The organism is Reyranella sp. (assembly GCF_050185545.1).
GTDB lineage: Bacteria > Pseudomonadota > Alphaproteobacteria > Reyranellales > Reyranellaceae > Reyranella.
Map to the genome: position 1 here is coordinate 32266 of NZ_JBFWZI010000037.1, position 18072 is coordinate 50337.

The 18072-nt window shown below is 66.9% G+C and carries 15 protein-coding genes and 1 pseudogene; 9 read left to right on the top strand and 7 right to left on the bottom strand.

From position 1 onward, the window contains the following. Window positions 1-105: 105 nt before the first annotated feature. A complete protein-coding gene (locus tag AB7O82_RS13060) occupies window positions 106-6639 on the top strand; it encodes a VWD domain-containing protein (RefSeq protein ID WP_428540366.1) in 6534 nt (2177 codons plus the stop codon). 77 nt (window positions 6640-6716) lie between these two features. Here the strand turns inward: AB7O82_RS13060 and AB7O82_RS13065 are convergent, their stop codons facing one another. Continuing rightward, complete coding sequence (locus AB7O82_RS13065) at window positions 6717-8045, bottom strand: tetratricopeptide repeat protein (RefSeq protein WP_428540363.1); 1329 nt, start codon at window positions 8043-8045, stop codon at window positions 6717-6719. A gap of 475 nt (window positions 8046-8520) precedes the next feature. On the opposite strand from AB7O82_RS13065, the gene AB7O82_RS13070 reads away from it, so the two are divergent. From AB7O82_RS13070 to AB7O82_RS13080, 3 genes are read left to right on the top strand one after another with little or no spacing between them, the layout of a single operon-like run. Then, the gene (locus AB7O82_RS13070; RefSeq protein WP_428540360.1) at window positions 8521-8745 is read left to right on the top strand and encodes a hypothetical protein; all 225 of its coding nucleotides are present in this window, start codon (window positions 8521-8523) and stop codon (window positions 8743-8745) included. Window positions 8746-8804: 59 nt separating this feature from the next. Beyond that, on the top strand, window positions 8805-10943 hold the full coding sequence (locus AB7O82_RS13075; protein WP_428619533.1) for a VTT domain-containing protein: 2139 nt from the start codon (window positions 8805-8807) through the stop codon (window positions 10941-10943). Continuing rightward, on the top strand, window positions 10940-11635 hold the full coding sequence (locus tag AB7O82_RS13080; RefSeq protein WP_428552599.1) for an endonuclease/exonuclease/phosphatase family protein: 696 nt from the start codon (window positions 10940-10942) through the stop codon (window positions 11633-11635). The genes AB7O82_RS13075 and AB7O82_RS13080 overlap by 4 nt, the downstream gene beginning before the upstream one ends. Here the strand turns inward: AB7O82_RS13080 and AB7O82_RS13085 are convergent. From AB7O82_RS13085 to AB7O82_RS13110, 6 genes and pseudogenes are all read right to left on the bottom strand, one after another. After that, entirely contained in the window at window positions 11625-12230 is a 606-nt protein-coding gene (locus AB7O82_RS13085; protein WP_428552602.1) for a hypothetical protein, read from the bottom strand. The genes AB7O82_RS13080 and AB7O82_RS13085 overlap by 11 nt on opposite strands. 75 nt (window positions 12231-12305) lie before the next feature. Continuing rightward, window positions 12306-13370, bottom strand: a complete 1065-nt coding sequence (locus tag AB7O82_RS13090; protein ID WP_428552604.1) for an Ldh family oxidoreductase — start codon at window positions 13368-13370, stop codon at window positions 12306-12308. Between the two features lie 97 nt (window positions 13371-13467). Beyond that, the gene (locus tag AB7O82_RS13095; RefSeq protein ID WP_428552607.1) at window positions 13468-14028 is read right to left on the bottom strand and encodes a maleylpyruvate isomerase family mycothiol-dependent enzyme; all 561 of its coding nucleotides are present in this window, start codon (window positions 14026-14028) and stop codon (window positions 13468-13470) included. Beyond that, window positions 14027-14350: pseudogene (locus AB7O82_RS13100) on the bottom strand (maleylpyruvate isomerase N-terminal domain-containing protein); the annotation flags it as partial. The pseudogene AB7O82_RS13100 and the gene AB7O82_RS13095, both read right to left, overlap by 2 nt. Window positions 14351-14428: 78 nt before the next feature. Beyond that, the gene (locus AB7O82_RS13105) at window positions 14429-14701 is read right to left on the bottom strand and encodes a hypothetical protein (protein WP_428552610.1); all 273 of its coding nucleotides are present in this window, start codon (window positions 14699-14701) and stop codon (window positions 14429-14431) included. Between the two features lie 192 nt (window positions 14702-14893). Further along, window positions 14894-15061 carry a hypothetical protein gene (locus AB7O82_RS13110; RefSeq protein WP_428552612.1) on the bottom strand — a complete coding sequence of 56 codons (168 nt, stop codon included), beginning with the start codon at window positions 15059-15061 and terminating at the stop codon, window positions 14894-14896. A gap of 136 nt (window positions 15062-15197) precedes the next feature. Between AB7O82_RS13110 and AB7O82_RS13115 the strand changes: the two genes are divergently transcribed. The 5 genes from AB7O82_RS13115 to AB7O82_RS13135 all read left to right on the top strand — a co-directional run. After that, window positions 15198-15788, top strand: a complete 591-nt coding sequence (locus tag AB7O82_RS13115; RefSeq protein ID WP_428552615.1) for a hypothetical protein — start codon at window positions 15198-15200, stop codon at window positions 15786-15788. 134 nt (window positions 15789-15922) lie between these two features. Next, window positions 15923-16120 carry a hypothetical protein gene (locus tag AB7O82_RS13120; RefSeq protein ID WP_428552618.1) on the top strand — a complete coding sequence of 66 codons (198 nt, stop codon included), beginning with the start codon at window positions 15923-15925 and terminating at the stop codon, window positions 16118-16120. 18 nt (window positions 16121-16138) lie between these two features. Then, window positions 16139-16615 (top strand): hypothetical protein, encoded by a 477-nt coding sequence (locus AB7O82_RS13125; protein WP_428552620.1) that lies wholly within the window; start codon window positions 16139-16141, stop codon window positions 16613-16615. A 437-nt stretch (window positions 16616-17052) separates the two neighbouring features. Beyond that, complete coding sequence (locus AB7O82_RS13130) at window positions 17053-17598, top strand: hypothetical protein (RefSeq protein ID WP_428552623.1); 546 nt, start codon at window positions 17053-17055, stop codon at window positions 17596-17598. Between the two features lie 154 nt (window positions 17599-17752). Continuing rightward, window positions 17753-18072, top strand: a 320-nt coding sequence (locus AB7O82_RS13135) for a caspase family protein (protein ID WP_428552626.1), incomplete at its 3' end; no start/stop codon positions are given.

Genomic DNA, 18072 nt, shown 5'->3' on the forward strand with positions numbered 1-18072 from the left:
GAGCCATCCGGCTTCCCTCCGACAAGTATTCGAGTTGGCCGTCTGCCCCGTCCCGGGGCCGACCGCGGCCTGTTGTCCGAAATGCAGCCTGAGGAGAATGGGGTCATGGTGAACAGGGTCTGGACGGGTGCCATCGATGGTAAGTGGGAGACCGCCGGCAACTGGAACCCGGTGGGCGCCCCGGCAGTCGGCGATGATGCCATCCTGTCGACCGGCTTCGTCACGCTCAGCACTACGATCACCGCCAACTCGATTGCCATAGGCGGATCCAGTCAGGCAACGCTGTCGATCAAGAATCCAGGAGGAACGGAGACGGTCAGCGGAGGCCTCACGATCAGCGGCACCGGGCGACTTGTGCTCGATGCGCCATTCGTCGGCGGGCCCGGCGGCAACAACCTGGCGATCGGCGGTGTGCTTACCAACACCAGCACCGACGGCAATGCGCTGGCGATCGGCAACATATTCCAGACCTCCGCGAACACAGTGACGGCCGAGGGTCTCGTGAACAGCGGCCGAATCAGTCTCTTCGGCAGCGATACCGCACAATCGACGTTGAGCATCGCCGGCGGGGTGGCCGGCCTAGGCACCGACGGCGAGGTGACGGGAACGGTCTATCTCGAGCGCAACGCGCTGCTGCAGTTCGCCAGTGGCCAGATCTCGAAGGTCGCGTCCGGCGCCTCGTTGTGGCTGAACGGAGCGAACGCGCGCGTGGCCGACGCCGGGGCGACCTCGACCAACTCCGCCCTCGAGGGCCTGTCGACCGTGTCGGGAGACTTCTTCCTCCAGAATGGCGCGTGGGTGACGACGAACGGCGGCTTGACGATCAGCGGCACGGGTCGGCTGGAGCTCGATGCACCGAACCTCGGCGGTGCTGGCGGCAGCAGCCTGACGATCGGCGGTGTGCTGACCAACACCAGCATTGACGCCAACGCCCTCAACATCGGCAACATCTTCATCACGTCGGCCGAGACGGTCACGGCGACGGGCCTCGTGAACAGCGGTCGGATCAACCTCTTTGGCAGCGCCGGCGCGCAGTCGACGCTGAATATCACCGGAGGATTGGCCGGCTTCGGCACCGACGAGGTGGTGACGGGAGCGGTCTATCTCGAGCGCAATGCGCTGCTGCAGTTCGCCAGCGGCCAGATCTCGAAGGTCGCGTCCGGCGCCTCGTTGTGGCTGAACGGAGCGAACGCGCGCGTGGCCAACGCCGGGGCGACCTCGACCAACTCCGCCCTCGAGGGCCTGTCGACCGTGTCGGGAGACTTCTTCCTCCAGAATGGCGCGTGGGTGACGACGAACGGCGGCTTGACGATCAGCGGCACGGGTCGGCTGGAGCTCGATGCACCGAGCCTCGGCGGTGCTGGCGGCAGCAGCCTGACGATCGGTGGCGTGCTGACCAACACCAGCACCGACAACAACGCGCTGAGCATTGGCAACGTCTTCATCACCTCGGGTAACACGCTGACGGCAACCGGCCTCGTCAATACCGGGGTCATCAGCATCATCGGCGGCGCGATCGCCCAGTCGACCCTGGAGATCACCGCCGGCATGGCCGGTATGGGTACAGACGGCGTGGCGAGCGGCTTCGTCCACCTGCAGAACAGTGCGTTGCTACAATTCGCCGACGGCCAGATCGACACCGTCAAGGGCACGCTGTGGGTCGAGGGCGCTATGGCGCGCGTCGCCATTGCCGGTGATGCGGCCACCAATTCCGCGCTCATCGGGCTGTCGACGGTCACCGGCACGTTCGCCCTCGAGGACGGCGCCACCGTCGGCAAGACGAGCAGTGGCCTGACCATCTCCGGAACCGGCCGGCTGGCTCTCGACGCGCCCTATCTCGGCGGCTCGGGCGGCAGCAGCCTGACGATCGGCGGGGTGCTGACCAACACCAGCACCGACAACAACGCCATCAGCATCGGCAACGTCTTCATCAAGACCGACGACACGGTGACGGCGACCGGACTGGTGAACACCGGTCGCATCAACCTGATCGGCAGCGCGGCCGCGCAGGCGACCTTGCGCATTGTCGACGACGTCGATTTCGGCCTCGAGGGTGTGGCCACCGGTTTCGTCTTCCTGCAGAACAACGCCCTGCTCGAGTTCTCGGCAGACCAAATCGAATCGGTCAAGGGCACGCTGTGGCTCGACGGCAAGGGCGCGCGGGTGGCGATTGCCGGCGCGACGGACGGCAACTCGGCTCTGGTGGGCCTCTCCACCGTTGCCGGCACCTTCAATCTCGAGGACGGCGCCTCGGTCGGTCCGACGATGGGCGACCTCACCATCAGCGGGGCGGGTCGGATCGGTGTCGATGCGCCGAACGTCGGCGGCTCCGGCGGCAGCCTGCTCGACATCGGCGGAACGCTCGTCAACAAGAGCACCGACTTCAATGGCCTGTCGATCGGCAACGTCTTCCTCGCCGCCGACAGCACCGTGCATGCGAACAGTCTCGTCAATTCGGGCACGATCAGCCTGACCGGCTCGGGTTCGGGCCACGGAACGCTTTCATATGCGATCTCGGCGGCCAACGACGGCACCATCTTCATCAACGATGGCGGGTTGCTCGCCGGTGCCGGTCTGTTTGACAACAGCGGTCTGCTGAAGATGTCGGGCGGCACGCTCGATGTTCCGACCGTCACCCTCGCTCGCGGCAGCAGCCTGGTCGGCGACGGCATGATCGATGGCTCGATCATGAACGGCTCCCTGGTCGAGGCGTCCGGCGGACTGCTCGACATCACGGGCACGCTCGACGGCACCGGTACGGTGAGGATCGGCGCCAATGCCACGTTGGAGCTCGGTGGTGGCTCGCCGGAGGCGATCTATTTCAACGGTGCGTCCGCGACACTGCGCCTGGAATCGCCGTCGACCCTCAAGTCGACGATCGTGGGCTTCGACGCCAACGACAAGATCGACCTGCTGGGCCTCGCCGGCGGCACCAGCGCTGAGCTCGACCAGGACAATGTCCTGCGTGTGATGAACGCGAGCAAAGTCGAGATCGCCGCGCTGCAGCTCACGGCCTCGAACATCGGCCAGTCCTTCACCGTGGGCTCGGACGGCGCCGGCGGTACCCTGATCGTCGGCGGGACCATCACGCCTGGCGCCACCGTGCACAACGGCGTGTTCGAGATGTTCGGGCCGTCGAACTTCGACTACACCAGCATGTTTCCGGAGGTGGCGCTGGCGGTGTCGGCGACTCTCACCGACATCGACGCCGCGCATCAGAAGTACGTCGTCGAGTACTCCAACGGCATCCAGGTCGAGTTCGCCGGTTCCGGGATGGCGCTGGGGGCGAGCGGGCAGTTCGATCCGGAGGCGGGGATGGTCGAGGCCATCGTCGTCTCGGTTGCGTCCGGGGCCGGCCAAGCCACCAAGATCGCCTCGTTCTCGAGCGATACCGCGAACGGGCACTCCATGCTGGAGCCGTTCACCGACGCCATCCTGAACGGCGGCACGGACTTCTACCATCGGCTGCTCGACGGCGACAATCGGATCCTCGGCAGCAACAACGACGATTTCATCGTCGACAATCACGGCATCAACACGATCGACGGGCGCGGCGGTTACAACACGCTCTATTTCGGGCCCGCGGTCACCTACGTCAACGTCACCTCGGGTGACCAGCCGAACGATCCGCTAGGAATCGGCTCGGCGCACTACATCGACGACTTCGGTGCCGACTTCTGGTCCGCCATCAACAAGCTGAACGCCGCGACCCAGCTCAACAACGTATCCAACTACAACGCCAACAATACGCAAGGCGGCAACACCAACAGCCAGACGCACAACAGCGGTGGCGGCTGGGGCGATCCGCACTTCTGGACGTTCGACGGGGTCTCCTACGACCTGATGGGAGTGGGCGAATACGTGCTCACGCGATCGACCGCCGCCGATGACGCTTTCGAGGTGCAGGCGCGCACGGCCTCTTACCGTGGCAGCACCACTGTCACCGCGATGAGCGCCGTGGCGGTGAAAGTGGGCGAGCAGCGTGTCACCTTCGATCAGAGTAGGCCCGACATCGTCTGGGTAGACGGCGCCGCGGCGACATTCTTTGCCGGATTCATCGAGCTCGACGCTGGCTACATCGAGGTCGTGTCGCCTGGGCGCTACAATGTAATCACCGATGCCGGTCACACGGTTCTCGTCACGGCATGGTCGGGAGCCTACTTCGACGTTCGCGTCGAGGTCGACCCGGGCATGCCATCGGGCTCGGTCGAGGGACTGCTCGGCAACCATGACGGCCTCGCCGGCAACGATTTCGCCCTGGCGGACGGCACTGTGCTCGCGACGCCGCTGACGTTCAGCCAGCTGTACGGCGCCTTTTCCGACGCCTGGCGGGTGACCCAGGCGAGCTCTCTGCTCGACTACGGCATCGGTCAAACCACCGCGACCTTCACCGACAAGAGTTTCCCACAGCACGTTCTCGGCCTGACCGACCTGCCCCAGGACGTCGTCGCGCGCGCAACCCTCCTGGCGATCCAGGCGGGCATCAGCGATCCAGGCCTGGAGCAGCAGGCGGCGCTCGACTTCATCGCCACCGGCGATCCGACGCTGATCGTGCTCGCGGCCAACCAAGAGCAGCTCGGCGCCGAGACGATCGTGCTGGCGCAGCCTGGCGGGGCGCCGAGCGGCACGGTCGCTCTCGGCGTCTCGGGCGTGGCGTCGGAGATCGTCGAGACGGCGACCGCGGACACGCCGGTGACCTTCGTCGTCTACCGCACCGGCGAAGCCGATGGCAGTGTCTCCGTGAGCTACGAGGTCACGACGGGTGGGGCCGACTACTTCGATGCCGGCGACTTCGGCGGCACCCTGCCGTCCGGGCAGGTCACCCTGCTCGACGGGCAATCGTCGGCGACCTTCACCGTCGTGATTCCCAACACCGCCATCACGGCGGCGGCCGAGATCCTGCGGGTCGAGATCGCGTCGGACGGCGGCGTGCCGGTCTTCGCGCCGATCGCCCAGGTCACGGTGTACAACAACCAGCCGATTGCCGGGACGCACGCGGTGCCGGCGTTCCTCAGGCTGGTCGGCCTCGGCGAGCTGAGCAGCGTCGGCAATGTCTGGACCCTGGACCTCGGGACGGTCGTCCAGGGTCAGGTCATCGATAATCTGCTGCTGGCCGTCGCCAACCTGGCGACTGGATTGGCAAACGAGCTGGCCGGCTCCTTCTCGACGGCCGGCAGCGGCTTCACGGTGAGCGGCGCCATTGCCTTCAGCGGCCTGGCGGTGGGTGCCCAGAAGTCATTCTCGGTCGCGGTCGACACGTCGACCCTCGGCGGGCACAGTCTTACCGTCTCGCTGCAGGCGTCGGAGAGCAACGGGACCGGATTCACGGCCGGGCTCGGCGCTGTGACGCTGAATCTCCAGAGCACAGTCGTCGCCGCCAGTTCTGCCACGGTGTCCATCGCAGCAGCCGATGCCGACAAGCCGGAGGGCGACAGCGGCACCACGTTCTTCACGTTCACCGTGACGCGGTCTGGCGATACCTCCGTTTCGCAAAACGTGTCGTGGTCGATCGTCGGTTCGGGACCCGACGGCGCCGATCCTGCCGACTTTGGACCCGGCGCGCTCGACGGCGGTACCGTCACGTTCGCCGCGGGCGAGACGTCGAAGACGGTGTCGATTGCCGTTGTCGGGGACGTCGAGGTCGAGGCCGACGAGCCGTTCACCATCTCGCTGAAGGACCCATCGGCCGGCCTTGCGATCCAGGCCGGTTCTGCCGACGGTACCATTCTCAACGACGACCTCAATCCGCACGACGACGCCTACGTGATCCTGCAGGGCGGCTCGCTGACGGCCGCCGCCTCAGTCGGGGTGCTGAGCAACGACGAGACCACGCCGCCGGTGACGGCGACGCTGCAAGCCAACGCTGCTCATGGCCAGCTTCAGCTGGCGGCGGACGGTGGCGTCACCTACACCCCGACGGGCAACTTCGCCGGCATCGACAGCTTCGGCTATCTCGCCGCCGGCGCGAACGGGGCGGCCGGGGACGGCCAAGTGCTGGTCTACGTCGTCCCTGTGCAAGTCGGAGTGTCGACAACGCTCAATTTGCTGGCGCTGAATGCCGAGCAGCAGATCGCCTCGACCTACGCCGCCTTCTTCGGCCGCGCCGCCGATGCCGGCGGCTTCGAGTTCTGGGTCGACCAGTTCATCCAGAACCTGCCGACGCAAGGGGCGGCGTCACTGTTCGCAAACATCGCGAGCTCGTTCGGCATCAGCGACGAGGCGAGGGCGCTCTATCCGTTCCTGGCTGACCCGTTCCGGGCCAGCGACAGCGAGATCAGTGCCTTCATCGACAGCGTCTACAACAACTTGTTCAACCGCTCGTCGGACGCCGCCGGACTGGCCTACTGGACGGGCCAGATCCAGCAGACGCTGGCGGCCGGCCAGTTCGTGGGCTCGGTGCTGATCAACATCATGAGCGGGGCGCAGGACACGGCAGTCGGCAAGGACATCACCACGCTGATGGGCAAGGTGGTGGTGGGCCTCGCCTACGTGCACGAGCAGCAGGAGCACGGCACCGTGTGGGCCGGGGCGAGCGACGTCGCCGCGGCTACGGCGCTGCTGGACGCGGTGACGGATGCGCCGCAGGCGATCCTGACAGGAGTCAGGAACGCCGAGACGCTGATCGCCGACCACCCCTGAGCTGTCGGCCGCGCATAGCGCATACGGCGTCGCCGGGAAGAGCCGCGACGCCGCGCTGCGGGGGCTTTGCGGGCGGCCTATTTCAGGCCGAATTTGCTGAACGCCTCGGCGATCTCGGGATCGAGCACGAGAGCCGCCGCCCTGTCTGCCTGCCCTTCCTTGGTCTGGCCAATGGCTGCGCGCGCCAGCCCGCGGCCGTACAGGGCAAGCGGCCGGTTGGGATCGCGTTCGAGCACGGCCTCGTACTCGTGCAGCGCGAGGCGGGGATCGCCAAGCCTCAAGAAGATGAAGCCGCGTGTGGAGCGGACATCGAGGTTGAGCGGCATCAGCTTGAGGGCGGTGTCGCAGTCGGCGAGCGCCCGCACCAGGTCTTCGCCCAGGATGCCCCTCGTCAGGCAACGATTGTTGTAGGCCACGCCCATTTGCGGATCGAGGGCGATGGCGATGCTGTAGTCAGCAATCGCCTTGTCGTAATGCTTGAGGGCGAAATGCGCGAAGCCGCGATTGTAGTAGGCCAACGCGCTGAAGCCGTCGAGGCGGAGTGCCCGGTCGAGATCGCGAATCGCGAGGTCGTTCCGGCCGAGGCGTGAATAGGACGCCGCGCGATTGACGAGGGCGTTGAAGCTGCGCGGGTCGAGCTTCAGCGCTTCATCGAAGTCCTGGATGGCGAGATTGACCTCGCCGAGACGGGCCTGCACGACGCCGCGCTCGACATGGGCCTGGGCATCGTTGGGCGCGAGGCTGACTGCGCGATTGAGATCGGCCAGGGCGCCTGCGGTCCTGCCCAGCTGTGCGAGGGCGCTGCCGCGGGCAACCAAGGCGTCGACGTTGTGCGTATCGAGCCTCAGTATCCTGTCGAAATCCTCGATCGCCCGATCGTAGGCGCGTTTGCGGGAGGCGAGCAGAACGCCACGGCCGAGCAGGGCGAGCGTAGCCTTCGGATCACGTCTGATCGCTTCGGCATAGTCGGCCAGGGCGCGCTCGGTGTCACCGAGCCCTGCCAGGGTCGCGGCGCGGCGCGCCAGGTTCAGCGCATCCGGGCTCTGCGACTCCACGATGGCATCGTAGTGCTTCAGGGCCTCGGCATAGTCGTCGGCGGCGAGAACCTTGTCGCCGAGCGACATGCGGGCGATGCCGCGCGTCAGCCGCGCATCGGCGATCTGTGCTGGCGTGAGGCTGCGGGTCTGCAGGGCCTTGGAGCAGGCCAGCGCCCGCGTTTCGGCGTCGTTGGCGGTAGGCCACTTGTCACCGACACAGGCTTCGTAGAGGCGGGTGATGGCCCGATCAGCGTGGGCCGTACCGGTGGCCATCATGATGGCGCCGGCGATCACACCGGCCGTCGCGCAGCGTGCCCGACGCAGCGGAGCTCGCAACTCGCGCGTCACTGTGCCGAAGTTGAAGCTCATCGCGCAGTCGCCTCCTGGATCGCACCCTGTCGCTCGACGTCGTCCCGTCCAGTCGGGCGATCGGCAGACAGTCAGCGTCCCAGTCAGTGCCATTTCCGGAATCCGTACTTTGACCTCGGTCAATCCGGGATAGAGGAGCCCGGAGATGCATCGTGGGCAGACGACGCGGAACGCCCCCGTGTGCCCAGGCGATCATCGCAGCCGCAAGGAAATGCAGGCTTTTAGTCAGGACATGCTTCGAGGTTCCAATGGCCATTCCAAGTGACCATCCACGGCGCGTCGGCGGTCGAGCGCAAGAGCCGAACGGCCCGCCACCACTGATCGCAAGCCGCGGTGTAGAGGACGATGTCACCGTGCGAGGATGGTGGCGGTCCGGTCTAGGATTCTCGGCGGCCGAACGCCCACGCTTTGGCGAGCTGCAACGCGGTGCCGCCGGCGGCGTTTCAGGACGACCGCCCCCAGCAGCGAGGCCGCCATGACTGAAGTCTCGAACGACTTTCGCGTGACCGCGCAGGAATTGCACGAGCACGAGGAAACATTCCATAGCTTCAACAGGCTCGTGCTGTTTGCGATCCTGCATATCGGCCTGATTCTGGCCTGCCTGACCCTGGCGTTTCTCGGCCAAGCGCCGCTGCTGGCCGTGCCGATCGGGCTAGGCGGGACGATCGCCATGATCGTGGGGCTCGTGATCGCGAGCTGACCTGGTCCGATGCGTTCGAACTCGCGGGATCGATACTCCGGGAACTGCGTTGAAAGCACATGCCCTGGCGCGCCCTTCGCCCCGGCCGGACGGTATGGCGGCTCGAGCAGGCCGGCCGCGCTGCCGTGCTGGTCGATGCGGCAGCCTTCTTCGCCGCCGTCCGCCAGGCCTGCCTCAAGGCGAGGCGCCGCATTGTCATCGTCGGATGGGATATCGACAGCCGGACGCCGCTGATTGGCGACGGGCGGGCGCGAGACGGCTTGCCGGTCGATTTTCGCGACTTCCTTGCCGGGCTGGTGACGCGCCGGCCCGAGCTGCGCGTCGATCTGCTCCTGTGGGACTACTCGCTGCTCTATGCCCACGAGCGCGAGCCGCTGCCGCGCCTGTCGCTGCAGTGGCAGACGCCGCCGCAGGTGACTCTCTGCCTCGATGCGAGCGTGCCCTTCGGCTCCTCGCAGCACCAAAAGATCGTGGTCATCGATGACGCGCTGGCCTTTTCCGGCGGGCTCGACATCACCATCCGGCGCTGGGATACCCCTCGACACGAGGCCGACGAGCCAAGGCGAATCGATCCTGCCGGGACGCGTTACCGGCCGTTCCACGATGTGCAGATGATGGTCGATGGTCCTGCCGCCGCGGCGCTGGCGCTGCTCGCGCGCACCCGATGGTGCCATGCCCAGGGTGGGGTGCCTGCGATCGAGCCGTGCGGTGATCCCTGGCCCGACGACGTGCGCCCCGACTTCGCCGATGTCGAGGTGGGGATCGCGCGGACCCAGCCGCGCTATGGTAGCGAGCCGGAGGTCCAAGAGGTCAGGTCCCTGTTCCTCGCTTCGATCGCAAGCGCGCAACGATTCATCTACATCGAGAACCAGTTCATCACGTCGGCCGCGATCGCCGATGGACTGGCCCGACAGCTGCGCCGGCAGCCAAATCTCAAGGTGGTGATCGTGGCGCCGCGCAGCCACGATTCGTTCATGGAGCGACGCACCATGCGCAATGGCCGCATCCGCTTCTGGCGCACCCTGCGCTCGGCCGGCGGTGAGCGCGTGCGCCTGCTCTATCCCCATGTCGAGGCGGATGAGCAGGCAACGGACACGATGATTCACTCCAAGGTCATGGCGATCGACGACTGGTTCCTGCGCATCGGATCGGCGAACCTCAACAACCGATCAATGGGGGCCGACACCGAGTGCGACCTGGCCGTCGAGGCTGCGGAGGGCGAGGCGGGATGCGCCACGCGAGACGCCATCGCCTGCCTGCGCAACCGCCTGCTCGGCGAACACTGCGGGGTCTCCGCCGAGCGCGTGGCGGCCGTGCTTGCCGCCAGCGGCTCGCTGGTGCATGCAGCCGACACCTTGTCGGACAACGGCCACAGCCTGCGCCCCATCGACGACGGCAAGCCCGATCGCAGTGTTTTCGCGCGCCTGATCGAGAGCCTGGCGGATCCGTTGCGGCCCCTCGGCAAGGGCAGATGGATCGGCCGATTGCTGCTGCGGTTGCTGGTCCTCGGCGGGCGCAGAGCCCTGCGTGGCCCGGGCATGGCGCTGGCGATCGCCGTGCTGGCCGTTCTCTGCCTGACGCTAGCCTGGCAGGTGACCGACCTTTCCCAGTTCACCGAGCCGGCGCGGCTGCGCGACATGCTATCGGAAATCGCCGGCAAGCCCTGGGCCGTGCTGGTCGTGATGGCGGTTTTCCTGGTGGGCGGTGCCGTCGCATTCCCCGTCACCATGCTGATCCTGGCGACCGCTGCGGTCTTCGGCCCGCTGTTCGGCACGCTCTACGCCGCGCTCGGCGTGGCCCTGAGCGCGGCCGTGATGTTCACGCTTGGCCGTCGCTTCGGCCAGAGCTTGCCGGATGGCCGGCTGGGCGGCCGGGGCCGGCGCGTCCTCGATCGCCTGCGGGCGCGCGGCCTGCTTGCCGTGGTCGCCATTCGGGTCGTTCCGGTGGCGCCGTTCACCCTGACTAACCTCGCCTGCGGCGCCGCTGGCATCAGGCCGCTCGACTTCGCGCTGGGAACCTTGATCGGAATGAGCCCCGGGCTGCTGGCGATGGCGCTGCTGGGCGATCGTCTGATCCAGGTCCTGCTCCATCCCGCGGCGGGCGAGATCGGCCTGCTGGCGCTCTGCGTCGTCGGCTGGCTTGCCCTTTCGTTCGCCGCGCAGGCGCTCGTCACCCGGCTCTCGGGCCGCCCATCGTGACGCGCATCCGGGCGATGACCTGGAACATCCATGGTGCGCTCGGGCGCAACCCGCGTTTCGACCTCGACCGAGTGGTGACCCTGGTCGCCCGCCACTCTCCCGATGTCGTGGCCTTGCAGGAGATCGATTCGCGGCGGGCCCGTGCGGCCCATGTCGGCGATCCATTCGAGGTGCTGCAGCAGGCTCTCGGCAGCCACGGCGTCGGCGCCAGGGCAATCACCACCGCAGACGGAGATTATGGACAGGCGCTGATCAGCCGCTGGCCGCTGGTCAACACCGAGATCCACGATCTGTCGTTCCGCCGCCGCGAACCGCGGCGTGCCATCAGCACCGACATGGTGGGCCCGTTCGGCTCTATGCGGATCGTCGCCACCCATCTCGGCCTGTCGTTCCACGAGCGGCGCAGCCAGGTTTACAAGCTCCTCGCCATGCTGGGAGGCCGCGACGGCCCCACCCTGGCAATGGGGGATTTCAACGACTGGTTCTGGGTGGGTTCAGTGCGCCGCAACCTGATGCGCGTCCTGCCCGATCACAGTCGGCACCGGACCTTCCCGGCGGCGTTCCCGCTGTTCGCCCTCGACGGTATCTATCTCTGGCCGGCCGGATCGCTCGTCGGCAGCCGGACCGACCCCGAGGCACGCGGCTTGTCGGATCACCTCCCGATCATCGCCGATATCGATCTCACTCGGTGAAGACGTTGCCGGCCTGGTCGACGTTGACGACGATGCGAGTCTTGCCGCGCAACGCACTTGCCCTCCAGACGCCGTTGCTGCCCTGGCCCAGCATCTGAACGCTCTTGTAGCCGTCGGCTTCGATGGCCGCCTTGGCCGCTTGCTGCGACTTCCCATCGGGCGCAGCGTCGGTCTTTTCCGCCGTCGCGGCGTCGGCCTTGCTGTCCGATACGACAGGTTTGTCGGGTAGGGGCCGCCTGTGGGTGACCTGGAGGGGCACAGGCGGACGAGCGGCATCGACTGAGGAAGGCTTGGCTGTCGGAGCAGGGGGCGCGACGGTAGCCCGGGCGGGAACGGCAACCGGAGCCACTGCCGGCGTCGCGCTCGCTCGTGACGGTTGGAACGCCGGCCGTTCGGCAACCGCTGCGATGCGCGCCGGCGTCGGCGTCATCATGCCGACGGCCGCCGCTCCAGCCAGCGACATCAACACCACCGATCCTATCAGGGCCGGTTTCATTTTCTCGAGCCTGCCGGTTTGTTGTCGTGCCGTTTCGGAACGGTTCGAATTGACAACGAAATGGCGGTTTGGAAGTTGCCGGCGGGTGGCAAAGAGCAAGGATTTCCCCCTGCGCTTGTAAATGCCACCATCTCATAGCGCAGGGTGGTGTCGTTATCGTGGCATTCGGGCGATCTATCCGTCCATGATCCAGGCCGCGCCGGAGGCGACGGCAACCTCGCGCACCTTGGCGAGCAGGTTGGGCCCGACGGGGATGCCGCTCTCCATCCGCTGCGCTGCGGTGCGCCGTTCGGGATCGCCCGCCACCATCACCGGGCGGCCCGGTTCGACAGGCCTGGTGGCGCGCAGCGCGTCGCAGAACGCGGCGACCTCGGCGCGAAACTCGGCGGGGTCGCGGAATAGCCCGGGATCGAGCGCCAGCAGGAAATGGCCGATGTCCATGGTGCCCGGCTTCCTGGTGTGCATCGGGTCCGTCACCATGGTGGCGCCCGACAAAGCCGACGACAGGATGTTGACCATGGCCGAGAGGCCATAGCCCTTGTGGCTGCTGCCTTCCGGCGTGCCGCCAAGAGGGGTCATGAACCCGCCCTTGCTGACCTCGCGCGGATCGGTGCTGGGCTTGCCCTCGGCGGTCACCAGCCAGCCAGGCGGCGTCGGCAGGTTCTCGTTGGCCTTGTTGCGGATCTTGCCGGCTGCGACCGTGGTCGTCGCCATGTCGAGCAGGAATGGCTCGCCGGGCTTGCCCGGAGCGCCAAAGGCAATCGGGTCGGTGCCGAAGCGCGCCTGGGCGCCGTACGTCGGAGCAACCTGAATGCCGCTTGCCGAGGTCGTGACCATGCCGATCAGGCCGGCTTCGACCGCCATCAGGGCGTAGAAGCCACAGGCGCCGAAATGAGCCGAATTGTGCACCGCGACGATGCCGATGCCGCCCGCCTTCGCCTTCTCGATCGCGAGTTCCATGCCGCGACGGGCGTTGGCATGGCCGAGACCGCCGCTACCGTCGATCACCGCGGACACGGCGGTCTCGCGCGTTGTCCTGGGCGCGGCGCGCATATCGATCTTGCCGAGACGCCGTCGCTCGTCATAGGGCGGCACCATCGAGATGCCGTGGGTGTCGATACCGTGCAGATCGGCCCAGCTCATGATCTCGGCCGTGCTGGCTGCGGCCGCTGCCGGCATGCCCCAGGCCTCCAGGATCAGCTGGAGCTGGCGTCGATGGGTTGCGTAAGGGGCGGGCATACTCTCTCTTTCCTCCTGTGAAAATGCGCTGGGCGCGCGCCGCTGAGGGCAGGGTAAAGTCCGCCAAGGCGGCGCTCATGGGTGGCGCGCCCAGGCATCATGAGCGGGTCGGCGCAGAGCCCCCTCGATAGCGCGAGCGGGGCGCCGGCGGTGTTTCGGGCGGGCCGGCGAAGCACTGGGCAATGGTCATCCAATGCCGGGCGGTTGATCCGGAGATACGCAAGCCGGTGTCGGCCGCATTGCGGGTTTGCGTCACCACCTGGCAGAAGGCGAAGGCGTCGCCTGTCACGGCTTCGTCCACGGACGGCGTGTTCCACGCCCAACGCTCGCCGAACGGCGTCGCCAGCTCGATGAAGGGTCGAACGGCAGGTACCGGCAGGCCGCGATTTCGATAAGCCCAGCCGAAGGTGCGCACGCCGAGCTCGGCAATGTTGCGCAGGCGGGGCGCCGGCGCCGGCCGCTCGACGCCCAGCAGGTCGTAGATCGCCTGGCCGTGCGCCCAGATTTCCATCTGGCGCGCCGTGGTGAACGTGGCCACGCCCATGTCGGGGCCGGCCCAGGGGAGACGGGCATCGGACGGCTTTGCGGCCAGGGCCGCGGACAGCCGATCCAGCGTTTCGCGCCACTGCTCGAGCAGCTCGGGCCCGCCGAGGCCCATTCAGGCGCTGCCGTGTCTCCTCCAGTCGGCTCGCGCTCGCGGCGCGCCGGGCACGGATGTCGTCCATGAGCACGCGGAATGCCGCGGGGGAGGTTGCGGAAGCCAGTCCCATCCGATCGCCCATGTGGAGGTGACGCAGGATGTCGTCGATCGTCCAGGCCTTGAACTGGGTAGGGCGTTGCCAGTCCGCGCGATCCAGTGATTTCAGCAGGCGATACAGCTCGCCGGCTTCATCGCGCAAATCTGTGACTTCTCGGATCAAGTTCGGCGGGCCCGGGTCGGAATGCCCCGAGCATATTCGCAACCGAGGCCCGGCCAGCATTGCAGATCGCCGGCGCTTCTGCACCACGGTTCGACGCGGCCGGTTCCGGCAGCCGGCTGCCTGGCGACTGCCGGCCTGCTACCCTAGCGACTGCCGGTAAGCGCGTGCGGCCGGTTCGTCGCGTACGACGTAGATCATCGCATGGCGTTTGTGCCGGGCACGCAGTGCGTGCATGCCGTCCAGGATCTGGTTGGCGAGGGCGTAGATGGTCTCCACCCGACGTCCCGCCGCAAAATCCGTTGGATTGTTTCGTAGCCGCCCTTCGGCCTCGTCAGCGTCGTCGGCCATTCCCTCGAGGACCCGCTGGAGAAAGTCCATGCGTCGGGAGTCGATACGCAAGTCGTGCTTCACTATTGCCCCCAAACACCCACCTGATCTTCGCGGATCGCACGAATTCTCGCAAGGTTTTGCGGTGTGGCCGACAGAGGAAAGGCGGCATTTTCCACCACTCGTTCGTGTGGCGTGGCGTCAGTGCAACAGCCGCCAATTGCCGGGCAGGCCGGCCCGCCCAGGATTGCCAAACTTTGGCCGATCCAAAAAGTCCTAGGCCTTGTGCTTGGCGAAGTCTCCGAGAGGCCCGATGAAGCAGATTTCATCAGCGAACTCTGGGTCGTCGATCGCAACGAACATGTGAAACTCCTCCTCGTTGTCCGCCTTCCACAGGCCCTCGATGATCACCACGGCACGACCGTTCCAGGCCTCGGTTCGCACCGAACGAACATCGAAATCTTGTCTTCGCTATAACGCAATCGACGGCAACCGCCGGCAATCGCGCCGGGGGCCGCCCGGTGGTCTGTTGACTCACCGGCGTCACGACGGCGCCGACACCAACCCAAGGAGAGACGATATGTTCACCACCAGGCGCATCGCCGGCCTGATTGCCGTCCTGGCGCTGCCGGTGCTGGCCGCGACCGCCGGCACCGGCGTCGCCCAGCCGGCTGGCGATGCCTTCGACCGGCTCCCGGGCAACGAGATGCCGGGCCGCCAGATCGGCTGGGCGAAGGGCGGCACGTTCGAAGCCTTCAAGAAGGCGGTCGAGGACAACAAGCCGATGATCGTCGTGTTCGGCAGCCAGGGATCGGAGTTCTCGCAGATGCTCGCCCAGAAGGTACTGCCGTGCCCGCACCTCAACCAGCTCGCGGGCATCGCAGTCTTCGTCTACGGGGCGCCGCAGGAGGATGAGTTCGCCCGCCGCATGGCGCTGCATCTCAAGCTGACTGAGTTCCCCACGATCAGCGTAATCGCGCCGCGCACCGACACGCTGACCGAGCTCTACCGCATGGAGGGACTCTTCGACGCCGAGACGATCGCCCGCGATCTGCGCATGGCGTTCGAGCGCGGCGGCTACTGGCCGAAGGGCTTCACGCCGGCGGCGCTGCCGAAGCACAAGCTCGCCTATCCGAACATGATCTGCACGCGTGACGCCGCTCGGCGCTGACCGCCCCGCAATTGAAGGGCAACGACGAGCAATACCCCGCAATCGAAGCAGCGCCGCTGCTTCTCCAGAGTGACCCGAGCGGCGCCGGCTGATCCTGGCCGGTGCCTGCCGCCAAAACGTGGAGGATAGGACACATGATCAGGAATTTCGTGATGTCGCTACTGGCCGGCGGCCTGCTGATGCAGGCGACGGCGGGACAGGCCAAGGACGCCGCCGACGAAGCGCTGTGGCACGCCATCGAGGAGGACCTGCAGCTGCAGTCGGTGCCGCCGGGCTACGTCTTCGACTTCGTGCAGCCGCTCGCGCGCGGCGACGAGGACGTGCGCCGGTAGGTCGAAAGGCGCATCGAGATGCGCTTCAATCGCAAGCCTGGCGCGCCCGGGAAGCCTCCGCTCGAGGTCGGTTGGGAAGGCTACCAGTATTACGTGTTCAGCACGGCCGCGGCGGCCGCCAGGTTCGCCCTGACCGAGCCCGAGGCCGTGGAGAACCTCAAGAACCTCTACGGGAGGGACGAGGACATGGAACGGTTCGATCCGCGCGCCTGGCGCGCCACGCTTACGATCGAAGTCAAGGCTGCGGACGGCGCGCCGCTCAAGCTGCGCTGCATCTCGGCCGACACGATGATCGGCTGCCTTGCCTGGACGGACAAGGCGCCAGCCGTCATCCACCTGATGCTGCAAGAGCCGGATCTGCGTAGCGCCAAGAGCGACGCCGAGCGCCAGGCGATCGTCGAGACCCGGGTTCGCGCCGAGACGACCGGCCTGCTCGCCGCCGCGCAGGCCCATCTCGCCTGGGCGCTCGCCAAGGCCAAGTGGGTCACCCGCTAGAGCTGGGTCCGATTGGATCTCCTATTCCTCCCCCGTCTCACGGCTATCGAGTGGGACACATCTCCAACCCTCCCCCGATTGCGGGGGAGATCCCCAGCCCGTCAGCACGCACCACGACGCTGTAAAAATGGCAGCGGAGGAAGCCCATGCCGGGAGCGTGCCACTCCGTGGCGCTCATAATCTTCTGGACGGGCAGCCCATGAGCGCCACGGAGTGGCGCGCTCCCGGCGCATTTTTCATGGGACGGACTCGAAGGGGGAGGCGTCCCGGACAGAATCCTCGCCCCGCCTGTCAAATTTCTGGCCCCCGTCCGTCTGGTGGGTAGGCGGCGCCGCAGGGTGCGGCTGCTGCCACCATCCTCGTAACCACCGCAAAGCGCGGCGACACCACGCGGCCGTTCCGCCGACTGGATCGCCGCCATCCAACAGGAGCCTTTCATGCGCAACACAATTGCCGCCGCCCTCTCGCTCGCCGCGGTGTCGGTCGCGGCTGCCGCCTCGGCGGCGCCGAGCCCTGCCGACATCGCTGCCTCGAACGAGGCGATGCGGGCCTTCATGGCCCACCGCCAGAATTGCGGGGACAAGATCGTCACGGCAATCGATGTGAACCCTCCGCAGGGTGGCTTTGCCGCCCCGGTAGATGCCAGTCAGGCCAAGCCCAACACGCTCTACGTCGAGTCCAGCGGGTTGGAGCCGCAGTGGAGCGGCCAAGGCGGCAAGATGACAGAGGCCGATCGGCTGAATGGCCTGCAGTGGAAGGGAGGCGTGCAGATATTCGCCAAGGCGGCCCGCCACATCTCGGTGACACGCGGCGGCGGGCCCAATGGCGCGTGGTCACAGTGGCAGTCGAGCTTCCCCCTGGGGACCGTCGAGATCGAGCAGCGCCACGGTGTCTGGTCGACCAAGGAATACTGGCAGCTCTTGGTGGGCCTCGGCCGGTTCGGCAAGCAACGGCGGCCGTCCTGCTCGGAGGTTCCGGCGTAGTCGGCACCAACCGGCGATTGATGCTGCGAGCAGCCTCGCTACCATCGCCGTTTGTGCCAATGTGAACTACACTGGCGGCCAACGGCGGCAGATCATGGCGTCACGGTATTTCGGTTCTGGTGAGACGAAGCAAGCCCGGGAGCGGGACGGCGGCATGGAAGCATCCGTGCCGCCTTCCGGCGGCGAGCCGCGCATGGCGTTGCTGGTCGGCAATGCCCGCTATGCCCAAGGCGCACTCGGCAACCCGGTGAACGATGTCCGGCTGGTCGGCAGCACGCTCGGCCGGCTCGGCTTCACGGTCACCATACTCGAGAACGCCGACAAGCCCACCTTTCACGGTGCCGTCATCGACTTCTGTACCCGCCTCGAGCAGGCGGGATCAGGCGCAGTGGCCTTCTTCTACTATGCCGGGCACGGCATCCAGCACGACGGTACGAACTATCTGCTGCCGGTCAAAGCCGAGATACCGTCGAG